The 16701-nt window shown below is 51.7% G+C and carries 12 protein-coding genes and 2 rRNA genes; 8 read left to right on the forward strand and 6 right to left on the reverse strand.

The features are described from left to right. From B9Y58_RS14000 to B9Y58_RS14010, 3 genes are all read left to right on the forward strand, one after another. Nucleotides 1-98, forward strand: a 23S ribosomal RNA gene (locus B9Y58_RS14000); the annotation flags it as partial. Between the two features lie 112 nt (nt 99-210). Continuing rightward, nucleotides 211-325 (forward strand): 5S ribosomal RNA (rrf, locus tag B9Y58_RS14005). Nucleotides 326-611: 286 nt separating this feature from the next. Beyond that, nucleotides 612-4886: a fibro-slime domain-containing protein gene (locus tag B9Y58_RS14010; RefSeq protein WP_073058337.1), complete on the forward strand. Its 4275-nt coding sequence runs from the start codon at nt 612-614 to the stop codon at nt 4884-4886. A 28-nt stretch (nt 4887-4914) separates the two neighbouring features. Here B9Y58_RS14010 and B9Y58_RS14015 read toward each other — a convergent pair whose 3' ends face one another. The 3 genes from B9Y58_RS14015 to aroC form a co-directional block, all read right to left on the reverse strand. Next, the gene (locus tag B9Y58_RS14015; RefSeq protein ID WP_073058336.1) at nt 4915-6381 is read right to left on the reverse strand and encodes a hypothetical protein; all 1467 of its coding nucleotides are present in this window, start codon (nt 6379-6381) and stop codon (nt 4915-4917) included. A gap of 64 nt (nt 6382-6445) precedes the next feature. Continuing rightward, a complete protein-coding gene (locus B9Y58_RS14020) occupies nt 6446-7351 on the reverse strand; it encodes a tetraacyldisaccharide 4'-kinase (RefSeq protein WP_158278376.1) in 906 nt (301 codons plus the stop codon). A gap of 54 nt (nt 7352-7405) precedes the next feature. Further along, nucleotides 7406-8491, reverse strand: coding sequence for a chorismate synthase (gene aroC / locus B9Y58_RS14025; RefSeq protein WP_073058334.1), 1086 nt, complete (start codon nt 8489-8491; stop codon nt 7406-7408). A 104-nt stretch (nt 8492-8595) separates the two neighbouring features. Between aroC and B9Y58_RS14030 the strand changes: the two genes are divergently transcribed. After that, nucleotides 8596-9183: a hypothetical protein gene (locus tag B9Y58_RS14030; RefSeq protein WP_073058333.1), complete on the forward strand. Its 588-nt coding sequence runs from the start codon at nt 8596-8598 to the stop codon at nt 9181-9183. A 73-nt stretch (nt 9184-9256) separates the two neighbouring features. Here the strand turns inward: B9Y58_RS14030 and B9Y58_RS14035 are convergent, their stop codons facing one another. From B9Y58_RS14035 to B9Y58_RS14045, 3 genes are read right to left on the reverse strand one after another with little or no spacing between them, the layout of a single operon-like run. Beyond that, a complete protein-coding gene (locus tag B9Y58_RS14035; RefSeq protein WP_073058332.1) occupies nt 9257-9913 on the reverse strand; it encodes a potassium channel family protein in 657 nt (218 codons plus the stop codon). Nucleotides 9914-9926: 13 nt separating this feature from the next. Then, a complete protein-coding gene (locus B9Y58_RS14040) occupies nt 9927-10568 on the reverse strand; it encodes an FISUMP domain-containing protein (RefSeq protein ID WP_073058331.1) in 642 nt (213 codons plus the stop codon). A 28-nt stretch (nt 10569-10596) separates the two neighbouring features. Then, on the reverse strand, nt 10597-11988 hold the full coding sequence (locus B9Y58_RS14045) for a TrkH family potassium uptake protein (RefSeq protein ID WP_073058330.1): 1392 nt from the start codon (nt 11986-11988) through the stop codon (nt 10597-10599). A gap of 67 nt (nt 11989-12055) precedes the next feature. Here B9Y58_RS14045 and B9Y58_RS14050 point away from each other — a divergent pair, with 67 nt between their 5' ends. The 4 genes from B9Y58_RS14050 to B9Y58_RS14065 all read left to right on the forward strand — a co-directional run bounded on the left by B9Y58_RS14050 (nt 12056) and on the right by B9Y58_RS14065 (nt 16561). Beyond that, nucleotides 12056-12985, forward strand: coding sequence for a bile acid:sodium symporter family protein (locus tag B9Y58_RS14050; RefSeq protein WP_085534954.1), 930 nt, complete (start codon nt 12056-12058; stop codon nt 12983-12985). A 13-nt stretch (nt 12986-12998) separates the two neighbouring features. Next, nucleotides 12999-13715: a DNA alkylation repair protein gene (locus tag B9Y58_RS14055; RefSeq protein WP_073058328.1), complete on the forward strand. Its 717-nt coding sequence runs from the start codon at nt 12999-13001 to the stop codon at nt 13713-13715. Nucleotides 13716-13780: 65 nt separating this feature from the next. Continuing rightward, nucleotides 13781-15724: a glycoside hydrolase family 30 protein gene (locus B9Y58_RS14060; protein WP_073058326.1), complete on the forward strand. Its 1944-nt coding sequence runs from the start codon at nt 13781-13783 to the stop codon at nt 15722-15724. 72 nt (nt 15725-15796) lie between these two features. Beyond that, nucleotides 15797-16561 carry a hypothetical protein gene (locus B9Y58_RS14065; RefSeq protein ID WP_073058323.1) on the forward strand — a complete coding sequence of 255 codons (765 nt, stop codon included), beginning with the start codon at nt 15797-15799 and terminating at the stop codon, nt 16559-16561. The last annotated feature ends 140 nt before the right edge of the window (nt 16562-16701 follow it).

Consider the following 16701-nt stretch of genomic DNA (forward strand, 5'->3'; position numbering starts at 1 on the left):
TGTAGGGCCGTCGTAGACTACGACGTCGATAGGCCGCAGGTGTGAGCGTGGCGACACGTTGAGCCGAGCGGTACTAATAGCCCGGTAGAGCTTTTTCCTTCTTTTCAACGATTTGGTTCGACAGTTGCGTGAGCAGCCCGGACCCGCCAGGCTTCAGGACCTGTGCAAGCCAAGACTTTTTCGACAGACAGTTGTCGCCGACGATATTGTTTCAGCGGTTACCGAGAGGGGGTCATACCCGTTCCCTTTCCGAACACGGAAGTCAAGCCCCTCATCGCCGATGGTACCTGGCCTACGGGCCCGGGAGAGTAGGTCGCCGCTGGATTCACGGGCCCCTTGAGCGAACGCTCGAGGGGCTCTTCTTTTTATACCCGCATCCCCGCCCTGCGTCACCCCCACCGTCACCCTGAACAATGTCATCCTGAATTTATTTCAGGATTCGTTCAGGGTCAGCATCAGCTTCTTGTGTCTGTTTTTTCCCCTCTGAAATCATTTGCTTATTGAGCGCAGCACAACGTTTTTGCCTTTAAAAAGCTGTTTCTTATTACGATTTTTAATATGGAATATAATTTATAGGTTGGAGTTGTTTGTGATGAAAGGAGCTGTGTTCCATGAAGCACACTTTAATGGTTTTTGTTTGTCTGGTGTGGGTTGCGCTCGCTCATGCGACGCTTACGTTGCATATTCAGTCGCCTTACCGTAACGATGCGGTGATGGGTAACGAGGCTGTATACGGTTACCATATCACGGGTGAAGTCACTAGCTGGAACGCTGATTTTGCGGTAACCTCGAATACGAGAATGACCTCTGAAGGAGATCATTGGTTCAGTTATACTTGGGACAAATCTCTTGCCGATTATCCGAACGGTGGCGGATTCAAGATAAACGTGTGTTCCGATACGGCTGATGTCTCGCGTTCCTATAATAATCATTGCGATACCTGGGAACCATCGAGCGATTTTTCTTTCAAGTCGCTGTTTGCAGACGAGACCGAGGTGTGGCTTTATACCACGGAGACTTCGTACACGTTTAGCGTAGTGCCTCCGGGTTCAAAGGTGGTGTGGTTCAAGAGCCCTTGGGGCAACCACGCTTTGCCGCAGATGATTTTTGGTACTGATTCGATCATGATGCGCTTTGCGCAAGATGACCAATCGAAGTGTGGCTGGTTCTATGGTGCCGTATCGCCTGAGATGCTTGCACGCAACCCGTTGCAGACGGCACACTTTATTCGCTTATACACGCCCTATATGTCGGTGCCTACGGAAGGTGTGATTGAACTTGACGCCTATTTTGCTGTCATGGACACGGTCTTTGTGGATGGCACAGCTGGCGGATTGGTAGGTGCCAAGATTACTACGCTTGGTCAGTGCTTTGATTCAACGCGTACCTTGCATGTGTACAATCCCTGGCGTACGAATTCTACTTATAAGGACAGCGCGCTGTACATTTCGGTGGGGAATAATATCATCAACAACCCTGTAGCGATGGATGGTACGGACGAATACAAGTTCTGGTGGCATTACGATTTCCATTTGGATGAAATCAAACCGTACGACTGGAATGGTGCCGGTGCACGGGTGAATTTCCATTCGAGTCAGAACCAAGGCAAGCGTTTTTGGAATGTTGAGAGCTGGGAGGCGGATACGATCCGTCCGGCGATTTCGAGCTTCTTCCCGAAGGGCGTTTACGAAACCTGGGTCTATACGACGACTACGGGAAACATCGAATTGATTTTTTCACCGCTTGAAGAAAAAGTGGTGCGTCTGATGAGCCCATGGGATAATATGACGCCTACGATGTTTGTGGATGGCGATACCGTTAAGATGGCTCCGTTCCATAGCGATACTTGCGGCTGGTATCAGGGTGTCTCTTACAAGCATGTCGAATCATGGGAAGTGTACTTTAGGCAGGCTTTCGGCTTTGAATATTTTTCGAGGAGCGGTCTAGATACGATTCCTGGGACACTCATTAGCCTGGATTCCATTTTTGCAGAATCCGATACGGCATGGATTACTTCTATCCCGTTCCTTGTCACGACCTCTTATCCTAAAAGATTGGGCGTGTGCCCGTCCATGAAGATTTCCGCTTTGGTGGTGGACTGGGCTGGCGAAGCGTTCCATGACAGTATCGATATTGATTTCGGTCATATCTACAATAATGACGGCAAGAATACCTATATAACGGTGGAGTTCGATGGTGTGGAATATAATACTTGCCAGGGGCAGAATTCTCCTACATTTGATGGCGTGGTAACAGGGATGGTGCAGGATACGCTTGTCAATGGATACCCTGCACGAGTGGATTCTCTACATTATCCGTGGAGTGAATGTTCTGCGGCGCATGAAATCGAAAAGTGGTTTATACCGCAAGTGGTTGCAACGGATGCAAACGGTAAGGAATATACGAATGGCGTATGCCGCGATATTGACTTGACCATGGACGAAGAAGGTTTCTGGCTGGCTGATATTTCGGAAGCCCATGAAGATGGCGGCTTTTTCCCTGTTGATGATTTCCAGTATCTTGATTCTGCAAGGACGGTATTGAATCCGAAATATGACTGGAAACCAGATTTGATGACTAACAACGGAAAACAACATAATTACAGTTTTGCGATGAAGATTTCTGCCCAGTTTAAGTATGTCAAGGGGCAGTATTTCGAGTTCCGTGGCGACGATGACGTGTGGGTTTTCATCAATAACCGTTTGGTGGTGGATATTGGCGGTTGCCATAATCCGGCGGAACGTGCCGTTAATTTGGATACCTTGGGACTCACCGAGGGCGTGGAATATCCGTTCCATATTTTCTTCTCGGAACGAAATTCGAATGGCTCCAATTTCAAGATGCGCACCTCCATTAATTTGCAGACTGAAAGAACGTATTTCTCGAAGCAAAAAGAAAATCCGGACGGTTCCGTGGAATACGAATTCCATCAGTTGCTTGTCGATAAGTCTGTCAGCTGTGATGTGGCGAGTGTACAGAATGCTCGTGACCAGTTGGCGCAATCCGTGTTCATTCTGAAGGGCGGCAATCTTCCGGCTGACGGCGTAACGCTTGAGACGGGATCGCTGTATGGTGGTGGAATTATTATTAGCGAAGACATGGCGGGCGTTAAGATTGATACCGCCGCATTCGTGAACTCCCGTCAGCTGAGCCCGGGTAAGTATGCTCTGTATTGCTTCTTGGCCACCGACTATAGCCAGTATCAGGTGATTACGTTTACGGTGCCTGAATACCCGCTCCCGGACATCGCCTTTGTGGATGTGTTCCATGTGACGGATTCCGCTTATTTTGATCCGACAGGCTACACGCTGCGTGGCGATGTAATGGGACTTGACGGTGGCAAGAACGATACGCTTCTGGCTCATGTGACATATCCCGATACGGTACCTATAAGGATTGCGCTTCTGTTTGGAACGGCAACTTGCGGCGAATTGGCTGTGGATGCCGATATAAATTGCGTCCAGGAAATCAACTTGAACACGAAATTCCCCTTGAGTTTCTTGGATAAGGACAACCAGCGCGTCACTTCCATTTCAACGGACTCCTTGGGATTTGCAAGTTTCTATGTGGTGGGTGATTCTGCCATGGTAGACGCCTTCTTTACCGTTGGTGGTGCTGGCGTAAACAACATATTGACTTGGAAGAACATTCACTTTAAGGAACCTCCGGTGCCGTTCGCACAGAAGGCGAAAATGTACGATGTGAACGGAGACGGCATCCCTGACAGTCTCGTGATTCCCTTCAGTAAGGCTTTTGACAAGGTGGTGCCCGATACGCTTTCCTGGTCGTTTGGCGGAACGGAATTCCATACCACGGCAGGGCAGGAAAATGTTTGGCCGCTGGTGGTGATGGATTCGGTGATCACCATGTTTAATCCTGAAGGACTTCGTAAGGATGTATTCACGGGTGTTTCGGACCAGATTTATTCGGGTTCCTTGCTGTACCATTACACTTATACCGATGAAGATTCCGGTGAAGAAGTCAAGCTTTCGATGAACACTTCGATTGAGGACAAGGTGGCTCCCATTGTAACGAGTGCTGTCATCGAGCCGCTTTCTGATGATATGAGTGTCGTGACGATCAGCTTGAGTGAAGGTTCCGACGACAAGACGGTTGACCGGAAGACAGCATTTGTATTCTACAGAGGTCCTGATAGCTTCATGGATTCGCTTTATATTGCAAGTGCCAATGCGAATCCGAATGGCAACGTAGTCCGTCTGTATTTCCAGCGTACTCCGCAAACAACGCTTCCGGAAGTGGGCGATTATGTAAGACTGTTGCCGGGTGAATTCAAGGACCGCAGCGGGAATGTCGCACACGTGAATAACCCGAAGGTTCGCATTGTGGGTGAACAGCGTACCGAAATCAAGGCTCCGGGTGTAGTAACGATTTCAAGTAATCCGGAAGCTTGGCCCCATAAGGATCCGGTTGCCCCAATGGTGGTTCCGTCGAATATGCCCTTGCAAGATATTATCGATAGCGTTGGATTGCCGGGCCTGTTGCTGAATTTCAATATCGGCGAACTGGCAACCTCGACTCTTATGAATTTGCCGAGCGATGCCGATAAGGATTCCGCTCTCGCCTTGATTCGAATCAAGTGGGATGCCTACTACTTCTCGCACCTGGGAAATTTTGTAAACAAGGCAGGCGGTGTGATTGCCTGTAACGACAAGGCCGTATTCTATAATGCTGCAAATCCGGAACAGTCCAACTGCTACGACAATCCGGGCAACCTGTTCTTTGAATGGAATGCCCGCAGTGAAAAAGGTCGCATGGTAGGCACCGGTGCGTACATCACCAAGATGAAGGTGAAGATTATGAATGGCAGCGAAAAGGCGGGTAGCAGCGATGATACCTATACCATAGGTATCCGTCGCGGAAAGTAGCTGCTACGCTTTCAATAAAATGGAGCGATTAGGCTCGGGCTGCCGAATTGTACAGCTCGAGCGTTTCTTTTAGCTTGGTTGCGACACCGTTGATGGTGTTGAAAATTTCGCTCAAGTCACCTTGGATCTTGTCGAAGTTTTCAAGATTGCAGAACAGGTCGTTACGGAAAGTCTTATTGGACTGGTAAAGGTCGCGAAGCGAACGCAGAATCTTTGCCTGCTGTTCCATTTGTGTCTGGGCTTCTTTTTGGCTAGCTTCCAGTTCAATGCGTTTTTTCTTGGCGACTTCAGGATCGTTTTCGCGAAGAATGTACGTGGGGAGCGTCGCGAAGTCTTCGAACTTGCCAGGAGTGTTGTTGCTGTTTCTGGAATTGTTGTTGCGAAGACCGACGCCCTTGACTGCAGAGTCGATAGAAATGGTGCAGCTGGAAGTTCCGTGGAAGTTGCAACGCACGTGCTTTTCGATTTGGCGGAGTTCATTGTAGGGGTTGAAATCTTCGTCGGATTCAACATAGTGCAGGGGCACGTAAAGGGGAACCTGTTCACCCGCAATGGTAATGCGGTAGCTGATGCAGGGTTCTCCGTTGAACTCCTTGGTTTCGTACAAATTATTAGAACTATTCAGGAGGCCTTTGACTTTGCGGTAAAGGGCCTGCGCATCGTAGGTGCTTTCCACAACGTTTGCCAGATCCTTGAGTATAACGGATTTGACAATGTTGTTGAAACTTTCAATAATGGCGTTGTTCGATGTGGATCGGCCCCAAATGGGGGTGCCGAGGAATAGCGTGTCCGAGAAATTCGTTTCGCTACGACCATTGAAGAAGGCAATGGTGCGGGCGATGTTTGCCAAAGAAAGCCACTTGCTGATAGGAACATAGATGGCGTTCTGAATGCAGAGTTCCGAAAGCTTTCCGATAATGGCCATGGTGTCGGGCGAGAGAGTCACCTTCTTGATTTCTTCGGCCCAGGCGGCCTTTTCTTCTTCCGAAATGGTGTATTCTTCGGGAACCTTGAAGCTGTCGTAAAGCTTGTAGTTCTGGAGCAGAGTGCACAGGGCGTCCGAAGAAAGATTGTCGGGCATGTAAATGGTCAAGGTGATATCGTCGGCGATATCGGCGCGGCCCATGGCGTTTTCGGGGCGTACATCACTGCTGAGAATGAGAGTCGAATTCTTTCTGTCTTGAAGGGCGTGACGGACGTTGTCTTTGGTGACATCGTCAATGGGATTGAAGTCCTTGAACCAGATGAAGTCGTAGTCTTCGAAGTTTGCGAGACGTTCTTGCAGGTGCGTTCCAACTTTGAGCGGTCGCGTTTTCTTGAATGCCGAAAGCAGCCGGCCAATCATGAAGTTCTTGCCCGAACCGGAGCGTCCGTACAGATAAAAGGACTCGTTGTTGATAGCAGCGAGGAACCCCAGCTGGAGTCTGTCTTGCCTTTCCGGGAATTCCTGGCAAAGGGCCTGCATCAAGTTCTGGATACGGGAGGTGAGCGTCATGATTTCTTCCTTCTTTTACTGAAATATAAAAACTGGAAAAGAAGTTTGAAACCGTGACTTGAATTTAGGGGAGTTTTTGGACTACTCCGGGCGAGACTTTGATGGACTGGTGCGCAATGTAAATTTGCGCCTTTACATTTTTTTGGATAAATTCAGCGGGAAGCCGTGCGGCGTCTTTTTCGCTGATGATAAAGGCTTCTTGAGGGTGCTTTTGGAGAATCTGCTCAAATTTTCTAGAAAAGTCCTTGCAATGGTCTTTGAAGAAGTAATGAAGCTTGATCTTTATTCCGAATGCCTGAATGTCTTGACAGAATCGTTTGGGGTCTCCGAGGCCACATACAATGCTTGCTGAAGAGTCTCGAGAAAGTTCGTCGTGAAGTTTTTCAGCCGTAGCCGAGTGGGGACTCAGGCGGGATACTTTGTCTACAACAAACTGAATATCGGGATTTTCGCCGTAGCATTTCAGCGCCATTGTGGCCGAGGAATTTGCCTTGTGGTCTTTTTCTAGACTGCGCATCTTACCGCAAGGCCAAAGCTCCGAAAGCTTTGTGGGTGTACTTTCCCATGACAGAAGCAAGGTGACTGCTCCTGTAAGACGGCTGTCTTCGAAACCGTCATCGCAGACGATATAGTCGAACTTGCGCGACTTGTCGAGTTCGTGCGCCAGGCGATAGCGATTGCGAGTTGCGAAAACTTGAACGTTTTTGTTGCCTGAAAATTTTTGACGGAGTAGTGCGATTTCGTCGAAGGCGTATTCGTGAGCGAGGAGTGCCACCTTCTTGCCTTGAGCTGAGTAGTGCTTGCAAAGCCAGATGCAGAAAGGCGTCTTTCCGGCACCACCAGTGCGGTAACTGCCGACGACAATCAGTTTGGAATTCTGTAGAGGCGCGCCCGGCCTAAGACAAAGCGCGTGATGCAACTTGTATACGGCGCGGTAGCAGAGGGCGATGAATAAACGTGGAATGAACATTTTCATTCGGAGTTCGGAATGGCAAAATGAAATTCCTAATTCTGAAATCTGAATTTATTCTAGGCTGTTTCTCTTTTGTTGCAAGAACAGGTCCGCCAAAACAAGTGCGGCCATGCTTTCGACAATCACCGGGGCACGCACTGCGACGCACGGGTCGTGACGACCGCGGGCGGCAAGCGTTCCGTTTTCGCCACCGCGACCAGCCGTCTTCTGTTCCTGCGAAATGGTGGCGGTGGGCTTGAAGGCCATGCGGCAGTAAATGGGTTCGCCGTTGCTGATTCCGCCGAGGCTACCGCCTGCATTGTTGGTGCGGGTGTGGTAGGCGTGGCCGTCAAAATAAAGTTCGTCGTTGTGTTTGCTCCCGTGCATGCGAGCCGAGGCAAAGCCGCTTCCGATTTCGAAACCCTTGCAAGCCGGAATGCTGAGCATGGCCTGGGCGAGCAGGGCATCCAGGCGGTCGAACACCGGTTCGCCGAGGGCGACTGGCGGATTCTTGACCAAGAGGCATACGGTGCCACCGATGCTGTCGCCGTTTGTGCGGGCGTCGAGAACGGCTTGCTCCATCTTGGCGCTTGCGTCCAGGTCGGGGCAGCGTACGGGGGATTTTTCAATCTGTTCAAGCGTGAGGCTGTTCAGGTCCAGCGGGCCGCAATCGACTTCGCCGATGGAGTTCACCCAGGCGATGATTTCAGTGCCGTTCACCTGCTTCAGAAGTTTCTTGGCCACGGCACCTGCGGCAACGCGTCCGATGGTTTCGCGGGCAGAGCTGCGTCCACCGCCGCGGTAGTCCCTGAACCCGTACTTGAGGTCGTAGCACAGGTCGGCATGCCCAGGGCGGTACCATTTCTGGATTTCAGCGTAGTCATGGCTGCGCTGGTCTTCGTTAAAGACGGCGAAAGAAATCGGGGTCCCGGTGGTTTTGCCTTCGAAAACGCCCGAAAGGATCTTGACTTGGTCCTTTTCGTCGCGGGCGGTGGTCATTTTGCCCTGTCCTGGGCGACGGCGGTTGAGTTCCGCCTGGATTTCTTCTTCGGTGATTTCGAGGCCTGCGGGGCATCCATCCAGGACCGAACCGACTGCCGGACCATGGGATTCGCCCCAGGTAGTAACGCTAAAAATTTTGCCAAAAGTGCTTGCCATGAGCCAAAATATAGATAATCGGCGTTTTTTTAAGAAAATATCAGATAAGGACTTACCAACATAACAAAGTTTACTATCTTTTACAAAGACTCTAGGAGAATCCTGTGAAACACTTTGGATTTATTATAACGATTTTGACCCTGCTGCTTTCTCTGGAAGCGGCCGCACAGCGTTATAATGACTTTGCGGGCATTCCCTTTGGTGCCACCCGTGAGACCGTTATTGAAGAAGTGATGAAGCTCGGTTACGAGCCGTATGGTCAGAGTGGCGAAGGTGAACGTGTAGTCATTCCCGTATTTATGTTCGGTGAACTGCCGGTCCAGGTTGACTTTATTTTTAACAAGAACGACAAGTTCTACTCCTTTGAAATTCGTACTGGCCGTGTCGAACGCGCCCGTTTGAACAAGTCTTTTGAAGCGGTAGCCTACATGTCCGAACAGTTTACGCTCAAGTATGGCAAGCCCTCGGGCAACCCGGCTATCGACGAAACTTCGGCCCTCAAGGAAAGCATTTTGAACCTTTACCAGCAGTGGTTCTCCCAGAAGGTGCTGAATATCTACACCGGACTGGTTCAGAAGGATGGCCGCTACTTTGCAGTGGGTGCTGTAACGCACCGTAAGCTCGCCACCGAGAAGACTGCGGGGGCAAGTCGCGCTTCGGAACGCGCCGCTTCCACCAAACCTGTTTTCTAGTTTATTTGAAATCAGTTCAGAAAGAAAAGCCGACGAATTTCGCCGGCTTTAAAATTTTGTGTTTGAGAGCCTGTTAGGCCTTGAGTTTGTCCAGAGCCTCGTTCGGGCCGATCACGAACAGCACGTCGTTTTCCTTGAGCACGTAGTCGGCGATGTTACCGATCTTGGGGGTCGGTTCCAGCGGGTCGCGGATGGCGATGACCTGGATGCCGTACTTGTGGGTGAGTGAGAGGTCTTTGAGGGTCTTGCCGAGGAAGGCGTCGGGGCAGGCGATTTCGACGATGGAGAAGCCTTCCATGAACGGCAGGTAGTCGAGCATGTTCGGGCGGTTGAGACGTTCGGCCAGCGAAATGGCCATGTCACGTTCCGGGTGGAAAATGTCTGCCACACCGAGCTTTTCGAGGATAATCGTGTGTGCCGGGCTGCTGGATTTGGCAATAATGTGCTTGACGCCCAGTTCCTTGAGGTTAAGTACCGTCAAAAGCGATGCCTGCAGGTCTTCGCCGATACAGCAGATGACGCTGTCCACCTTGGAAAGCGGGAGCGACTGGAGCTGCTTTTTGCGGGTGCCGTCGGCAACGACTGCCTGGGCCACCTGGTTCGAAATGTCCTGGATTTTTTCGGGACTCGGATCCACGACCATCACATCGTGTCCGAGTGCGGTCAAATGGCGGGCCAAAAAATAACCCGTGTTACCTAGTCCGATTACTACAAATTGTTTAGAAGCCATGGCTTAAAGATAGTTATTGGTCGCCCCATTTATGGGCTCCAGTGGATTCGGAACTCCCTACAATGCACCTAACGGAATTGCCTTGTTCCTTGTAGAAGGCCTCTTTCTGCCAGTCGCCGAACTTGTTTTTAAAGAAATAGGCGTAACTGACATAGTCCTCTTTTTCTTCGGCTGCCCAGTAGGCGCCTGTCATTGCATAATCGTAAAAATCGCCATTGTAGAAGCGGTAACCGCTAAGGGAAAGGGTTTGCGCGAACCGGTCAGAATAAAGAGCTTGTTCCCAATCGGCTACAGTAGGGAGTCTGGTGCCTGGCGGGCATATGCGCTGGGCATAATGCCAAGTGTAAAGACGTCCGTCTTTTTTGCAATGGGGCTTCTTGTTGTAGCAGGAACTCTGCCTGTCTTCGTAGTTCAGGTTCTCGGCCATCCAAGTTACGCCGCTTACCGTAATGGTCTTGTAAGGCTGGTTGTCGCGGGAATCGATAAAGGTGTTGGGGTCGGCGGGCTTGGCTTCGCCTGTTTGGCGGACTGCAGTTGGCTCGGCCTGTTCCTTTTTTGCTTCGGCGGGGGAGTTGTCCCAGGGGGACCGTTCCCAAACCGAAGCGGCATTGGCTATGGCTACGGCAAAAAGAAATCCGGTAAATGCAAATTTCATTTGAACTCCTAAACCTTGTTTGTCTGAATTAGCCCACCATGATGTCTTCTTCGGCGTACCACATGCCCTGCTCCTGCTTTTTAGCCACTGCAGAAATCAGGAACAACGGGCCCATACGACCGACAAACATCACCGTACAGATGACGATGCGGCCAGGAATCGAAAGATCCGGGGTAAGACCCATGGAAAGGCCGCAGGTGCTGTAGGCGCTTGCCACTTCGAAGAATACCTTGAGGAACGAAACCTGTTCGATGGAATTGCCGGCGGCCTCGGTTTCGAGCAACACGAGCGTTGCCACCACCACGACCACGATTGCCACCACGAAGATTCGCACGGCCTTATCGACCGTGGTTTCGGGAATGGTGCGACCCAAAATCTGGGTCTTGTTGCGGCCCAGCAGGCGGTTGAACCCTAGCAAGAAAATCACGGCGGTCGTAGTCGTCTTGATACCGCCGCCGCAGCTACCCGGGTTAGCACCGATGAGCATGATAATCACGAAGAAGAACAGCGAGCCCACGCTCAGGGCCGAGGTGTCGATGTTGTTGAGACCTGCGGTACGGCTGGTGAATGCCATGAAGGCGCTGGATTCCAGCTTTTCTCCGAAGTTCAGACCTGCAAAAGTATTGCTCCATTCGCTGAACATGAAGAAGGCGATACTCACGAGAACGATAATCAGGGTAAAGCCAGTGGCAATGTGGGTATGCAGCGACACCTTGCGGATAGCGCGTTTTTTAAAGTCGAACAAGTAACGGATTTCGGTAATGGCCAAGAAACCGAAACCGCCCGCCAGCGCGAGCACGCAGGTCGTGATGTTCATGAGCGGGTTCAGCTGGAAACGTACCAGAGAATCGGGGAACAAGGTGAAGCCCACGTTACAGAAGGAACTGACGGCCTGGAACAGGCTACAGAAAAGGCGGTCGTAGAGTTCCATGTCGGAAAACTGCGTAAAGTAGATGACGGCGCCGATGGCTTCGAGCCCGAAGGTAAAGGGGAGCACGGCCTTTAGGATTCGGCCGGCATCGACGTTACCTTCCTGCGTGTAGTTGGCAAGGAGGGCCGACTGGTGGTTGAATCCCGGGTGCATGCCGGCAAGGAGGATTATCACGGTAGAAATCGTCATGATTCCAAGACCGCCCGCCTGCATTAAAACCACAAGAACCCAGTTGCCGAAGGTGGTAAAACTGGCGCTGATATCGATGGTAGAAAGACCCGTGACGCACACGGCAGACATGGCCGTGAAGAATGCGTCGAGTACGCCGACCGGTTCACGCTGCGCAAACGGGAGCGACAACAGGAGTGCTCCCAAAGAAACCAGCGCGAGGTAGCCGGACACGATCATCAAAATCGGGTTGCCCGACTTTTTCTTGACTTCGGCCTTCTTTTCCACGAAGTCAAACGCTTCGTACCTAGAACGTAACATGGGCGTAAATATAGAAATTAATCCCTATCTTGCCTAGGTTTTGGCGGTTTTCTACATTTGGCCGCGTATGAAGAATTTACGTGCCATTTTGATGCCGATTGCGATTTTGCTCGGGATTTTGCTCCCGCAGGCGCACGTGCTTTCGCCGTTAATGCCGTTTTTGATTGGTACCATGATGTTTTTGACGTTTGTGACGAAAATTCCGCCACAGACGCATGGTTACACGTTTAAAATTGAAATCCGCGCCCTGGTGGTGAGCCTGATTCTGGTCGCCGCTATCGCGGGCATCGTAAAGCTTTTCGACCTCCCGCGCGAGGTGCTTTTGGGTGGCGCCATCATTGCACTTTGCCCGCCTGCAAACGCTGCCCCTGCCATGGCCAAGATGCTCGGCGGTTCGGCCTCGCTTGCGTTAAAGATTTTCTTGAGCGGGAACCTGATTGCCTGCTTTTCGATTCCCCTTGTGTTCGGTTACCTGACCGGCACCGATGCGGGCCTCTCTGAAATCGCGATGAAGATTTTCAATACGATTCAGCCCATCATCAGCATTCCGCTTGCGTTTGCGCTTGGCCTGCGGGCATTTTACCCGGAACTTGCCGACCGTGCTGCCAAATACCAGAAGTACACCATGTTCGTGTGGACGTTCTCGGTATTCGTGATTTTGGCGAAGGCGAGCTATGACATCCGCGAAATGGGATTTACGGAACTTTGGAATAGCGGTAAGCTCCCGATGATGGCGGGAATTTCGCTGGTACTTTGCGTGCTGCTCTTTTCGCTCGGCTGGTTTGTCGAAAGAAACCGTCGCCCCATCGAAAGCTCCCAAAGCATGGGCCAGAAGAATACGACGCTCGTCATCTGGATTGCCACTTTGTATGCGGGCCCCGTCGTGGCGCTCGCCCCCACGTGCTACGTGGTGTGGCAGAATCTGGTTCTCAGCTGGATGAGCGCAAGGATCAAGCCGAAGGAACCTACACAAACAGGAATCGCAAAATCGGAATAATTATATTTATTCCATGACTCCCGCCGAACTTGTCAAGCGCCTGTTGGCCGAACAGGATTTGAAGTACCGCGATTTTCACGCATCGCTGTTGCCGAACATCGACAAAAAATCGATTATCGGCGTGCGCGTGCCCACCATGCGAAAGATTGCGAAGGAGTTCGCGGCGGTCGATGTCGCCAAGTTTTTGGACAAACTGCCGCACAAGTACTTCGAAGAAAACCAGGTGCACCTTTTTGTGGTCGAGCGCATCAAGGATTTTGACGAATGCCTGTACCGCATCGAACAGTTCTTGCCCTACATTGACAACTGGGCAGTTTGCGATGGTAAGTCACCAAAGGCGTTGCTCAAGGATGAAACGCGGTTCGTGTCGTGCATCGAAAAATGGCTCAAGTCAAAGCCCCCTTACACGGTTCGCTTCGGCGTGAACATGCTCATGAACTTTTTCCTGGACGAGCGATTCGACCAGCGATTCTTAAAATGGGTCGCGGCTATCGATGAATCTCTGTTTAATGACGACGGCCGCGCGGAATGTCCCACCGACCGCTACTACGTGCAAATGGTCATCGCCTGGTACATGGCGACGGCGCTTGCCAAGCAATGGGACGCGACATTCCCCTACATCAGGGGCCGCAAACTTTCCCCCTGGATTCACGCGAAATCCATCCAGAAAGCCTGCGAAAGCTACCGCATCACGCAGGAGCAAAAAGAAATCCTGCGTGGGTTGAAATAGAACCGTAATTTCCCCCAAAAAGTCCACATTTGACATTTAGTCATTTTGGGGGTATATTTAGGGGTATGATGGGTATTGGTAAAGATTTTAAAGTCTCGGGCGTGGCCCTTGCCGCGTTCTGTTTAGCAGGTTTATTTGCCCCTGCGTATGCACAGACCAAGGTCGTCGTTGACCCCGGCAAAAAATACCAGGTTTTCGAGGGCTGGGGCACGAGCCTCTGCTGGTGGGCCGTAAAGGCGGGCGCCTGGAGCGAGGCGAACCGCAGCAAGCTTCTGGGTGCGATTGCCGACCCCGATACGGGCTTGGGCTATACGATTTTCCGCTACAATATTGGCGGCGGCGACCAGCCAGGCCATAATCACCTAACGAAGGGCGACGGCGGCGCGAACGTTCCCGGCTACAAGCCTACCGAAAAGGGCGATTTCGACTGGACGGCCGACCCGTACCAGCGCACGATCGCCATTGAACTTTCCAAGCGCGTGAAGAGCCCGATTTTCGAGGCGTTCAGCAATTCGCCCCCGTGGTGGATGACCAAGAGTGGCTGCGTTTCGGGCTCTAGCGACGGCAGCGACAACCTCAAGGAAGACTATTTCGACGACTTCGCGGACTACCTCTCCGAAGTGGCGCTGCATTTCAAGAAGGAATGGGGAATCACGTTCCGCACGGTGGAACCGTTCAACGAGCCGAGTGCCGGCTGGTGGAAATCCAACGGCGGGCAGGAAGGTTGCGGCTTCAAGAACAACCAGACGAAGATGATTGTGGAACTCGGCAAGGCGCTTCAGAAGAAGGGCCTGTTCCCGGAGACTTCGGTGAGTGCCGCCGACGAGACGAACATTGGCGATGCCCTGAACCAGTTCAACAAGTACAGTGGCGAAGCGCTTTCTTACATGTTCCAGGTGAACACGCACAGCTATTCCGGCGGCGATAACCGTGCGAAGCTTTTCAACGCGGCTTTCGCGAAAGACAAGAAGGTGTGGCAGTCCGAAACGGGCCCGCTCCACAAGAGCGGCGACGAGAACATTGCGCTCTGGATGGCGGGCGTGATTCTTGCGGACCTGCGCGACATGAAGGCGAGTGCCTGGGTGGACTGGCAGATTGGCGACCCGGCTGAGAACTGGCGTAGCCTCGCGCTGAACCACAGCAAGCAGACTTTCAGCCCGAATGCGCGTTACTACATGCACGCCGCATTCAGCCGTTACATTCGTCCGGGTTCGCGCATTATCGATAGCGACAACGACAACACGCTCGCGGCGCTCACGCCCGAGGGTGCGCTGGTGCTTATCGTGCGCAACAGCGGCTCAAGCGACGTGAAGTATGAATTTGATTTGGGTGAATTCGTGAAGATTGGCACGAGCGCGAAGGTGGTGCGCTTTGAACTGCCGGGCAGTCTCACCAAGCAATCCGATATCGTGGTTTCGGGCAAGGCGCTTTCGATGACCGCGAAGTCCAACACGATTACCACGATGGTGATCGAAGGCGCCGAAGGTGGCGCATGCAAGCCGGATTCCATCATCCCGTATTCGAAGATCAACAATAACGAGGGCTGGTCCACCGCGACTGAGATTTCGCTTTCCAAGGGTGACTCTCTTTCGATTGGCCCGCACCCGTGGGAAGGCGGTCGCTGGGTATGGAGCGGCCCGAAGGGCTTTACCTCCACGAACCGTGAAATCCACCTCGGCAAGATGGACGGCACCATGAGCGGCTACTACAAGGCGGTTCACACGAACGCCTCGGGCTGCGAGGGCTCCGTGACGTTCAAGGTGGTGGTGGACGATCCGGCGCACCCCTTTGTGGAACCGGATACCACCAAACAGGATTCGACTGATGAAGATTCCACGACAGCCATTGGTCAGCGCGGCATTGTCGGAATGCTACAGCCGTTGAATGCGGGCGAATCTATCCAGGTCTTTGATATGCAGGGCCGATTCTTGGGGCATTCTTTAAAGCAGGCTCCGGGAACTTACCTTGTCCGACAGGGTAAAAACTTGCGTCAGGTACGAATCAAGTAGGTTTGACCGATTATTTTGTAAAATATTACAAAAAGCTTACCAAGCAAGCGTGAATTTTGCTATCCTTTATTCATGCTTTTACAAACAACTGCTCAAAAAATCGTTTTTTCTGTCCTTGCTGTGTTCCTCCTCATTACGGCTGGCAAGGATTGGTTTGACTTCTATTCCTGCGGCGCGGTAAGCCAATGCCTGTCGGATTCTGGCACCTTGCAGCTTTACACCAAGTCGGTCATGACAACCATGCTGACGATTCTTGCCTTTATTACGGCATCAAGCGCGTTCTCCGGCCGCGATGGCAAACTGTTGCGTGCGGCGTTCGTGTTCTCGCTGTTGGCGGACTACAGCTTTAGCCTGATTAAGGCTTTTGTCCCCGATGCAGGAACCATAAGCACCGTTCTCGGTATCACCTTCTTCATGGTGTTCCAGACCATCTTGATTTACAGGCATTCCCGCAAGTCCGAAGCAGACAAGAGCTTCCCCAAGATTTACTGGTTGTTGGCCTTGGCTGTTATCGCTGGCATCGCCCTGATCGCTACCGGCACCTTGGGCCTTACGGTGGCAGTTGTCGTGGTTTATGGCGTCTTCGTCATTACCTCGGTGATCATCGGTATTCTTGCCAAGCGCAAGGGTTATTTCCCGGCTGTGAACGCCAAGTTTGTCTGTTGGGGCATGGTCGCCTTCTTCTTCGGTGATGTGTGCGTCGGTCTTTCGATGGTCACGGGTGACGACCACAGCGCACTGCAGTCGGTTGCCGAAATTGCGAACAATATTATCTGGTGGCTGTACGTGCCGGCGCAGCTCATGCTGATTCGTGCAACGGTCAAGCCGCAGGCATAAGCCTACAGATACTCAACTAAAAAGCACCCTTTATAGGGTGTTTTTTTGTATAACCGAAAACCACCTGCTAGGCAGGTGGTTCTAAAGAAGCTTTAGCGGTACTGAAAAAAATCCTTTGGTTATAATTGAGATGCGGCCTG

It is taken from the genome of Fibrobacter sp. UWB15, assembly GCF_900177705.1.
In the GTDB taxonomy this organism is placed as follows: domain Bacteria; phylum Fibrobacterota; class Fibrobacteria; order Fibrobacterales; family Fibrobacteraceae; genus Fibrobacter.

What these genes read in the sequence shown, in the direction of transcription:
- B9Y58_RS14045 (WP_073058330.1), bottom strand. Translation starts at nt 11,988, where the DNA reads ATGTTACGTTCTAGGTACGAAGCGTTTGACTTCGTGGAAAAGAAGGCC.
- B9Y58_RS14035 (WP_073058332.1), bottom strand. Translation starts at nt 9,913, where the DNA reads ATGGCTTCTAAACAATTTGTAGTAATCGGACTAGGTAACACGGGTTAT.
- aroC (WP_073058334.1), bottom strand. Translation starts at nt 8,491, where the DNA reads ATGGCAAGCACTTTTGGCAAAATTTTTAGCGTTACTACCTGGGGCGAA.
- B9Y58_RS14055 (WP_073058328.1), top strand. Translation starts at nt 12,999, where the DNA reads ATGACTCCCGCCGAACTTGTCAAGCGCCTGTTGGCCGAACAGGATTTG.
- B9Y58_RS14050 (WP_085534954.1), top strand. Translation starts at nt 12,056, where the DNA reads ATGAAGAATTTACGTGCCATTTTGATGCCGATTGCGATTTTGCTCGGG.
- B9Y58_RS14060 (WP_073058326.1), top strand. Translation starts at nt 13,781, where the DNA reads ATGATGGGTATTGGTAAAGATTTTAAAGTCTCGGGCGTGGCCCTTGCC.
- B9Y58_RS14065 (WP_073058323.1), top strand. Translation starts at nt 15,797, where the DNA reads ATGCTTTTACAAACAACTGCTCAAAAAATCGTTTTTTCTGTCCTTGCT.
- B9Y58_RS14040 (WP_073058331.1), bottom strand. Translation starts at nt 10,568, where the DNA reads ATGAAATTTGCATTTACCGGATTTCTTTTTGCCGTAGCCATAGCCAAT.
- B9Y58_RS14020 (WP_158278376.1), bottom strand. Translation starts at nt 7,351, where the DNA reads ATGTTCATTCCACGTTTATTCATCGCCCTCTGCTACCGCGCCGTATAC.
- B9Y58_RS14015 (WP_073058336.1), bottom strand. Translation starts at nt 6,381, where the DNA reads ATGACGCTCACCTCCCGTATCCAGAACTTGATGCAGGCCCTTTGCCAG.
- B9Y58_RS14010 (WP_073058337.1), top strand. Translation starts at nt 612, where the DNA reads ATGAAGCACACTTTAATGGTTTTTGTTTGTCTGGTGTGGGTTGCGCTC.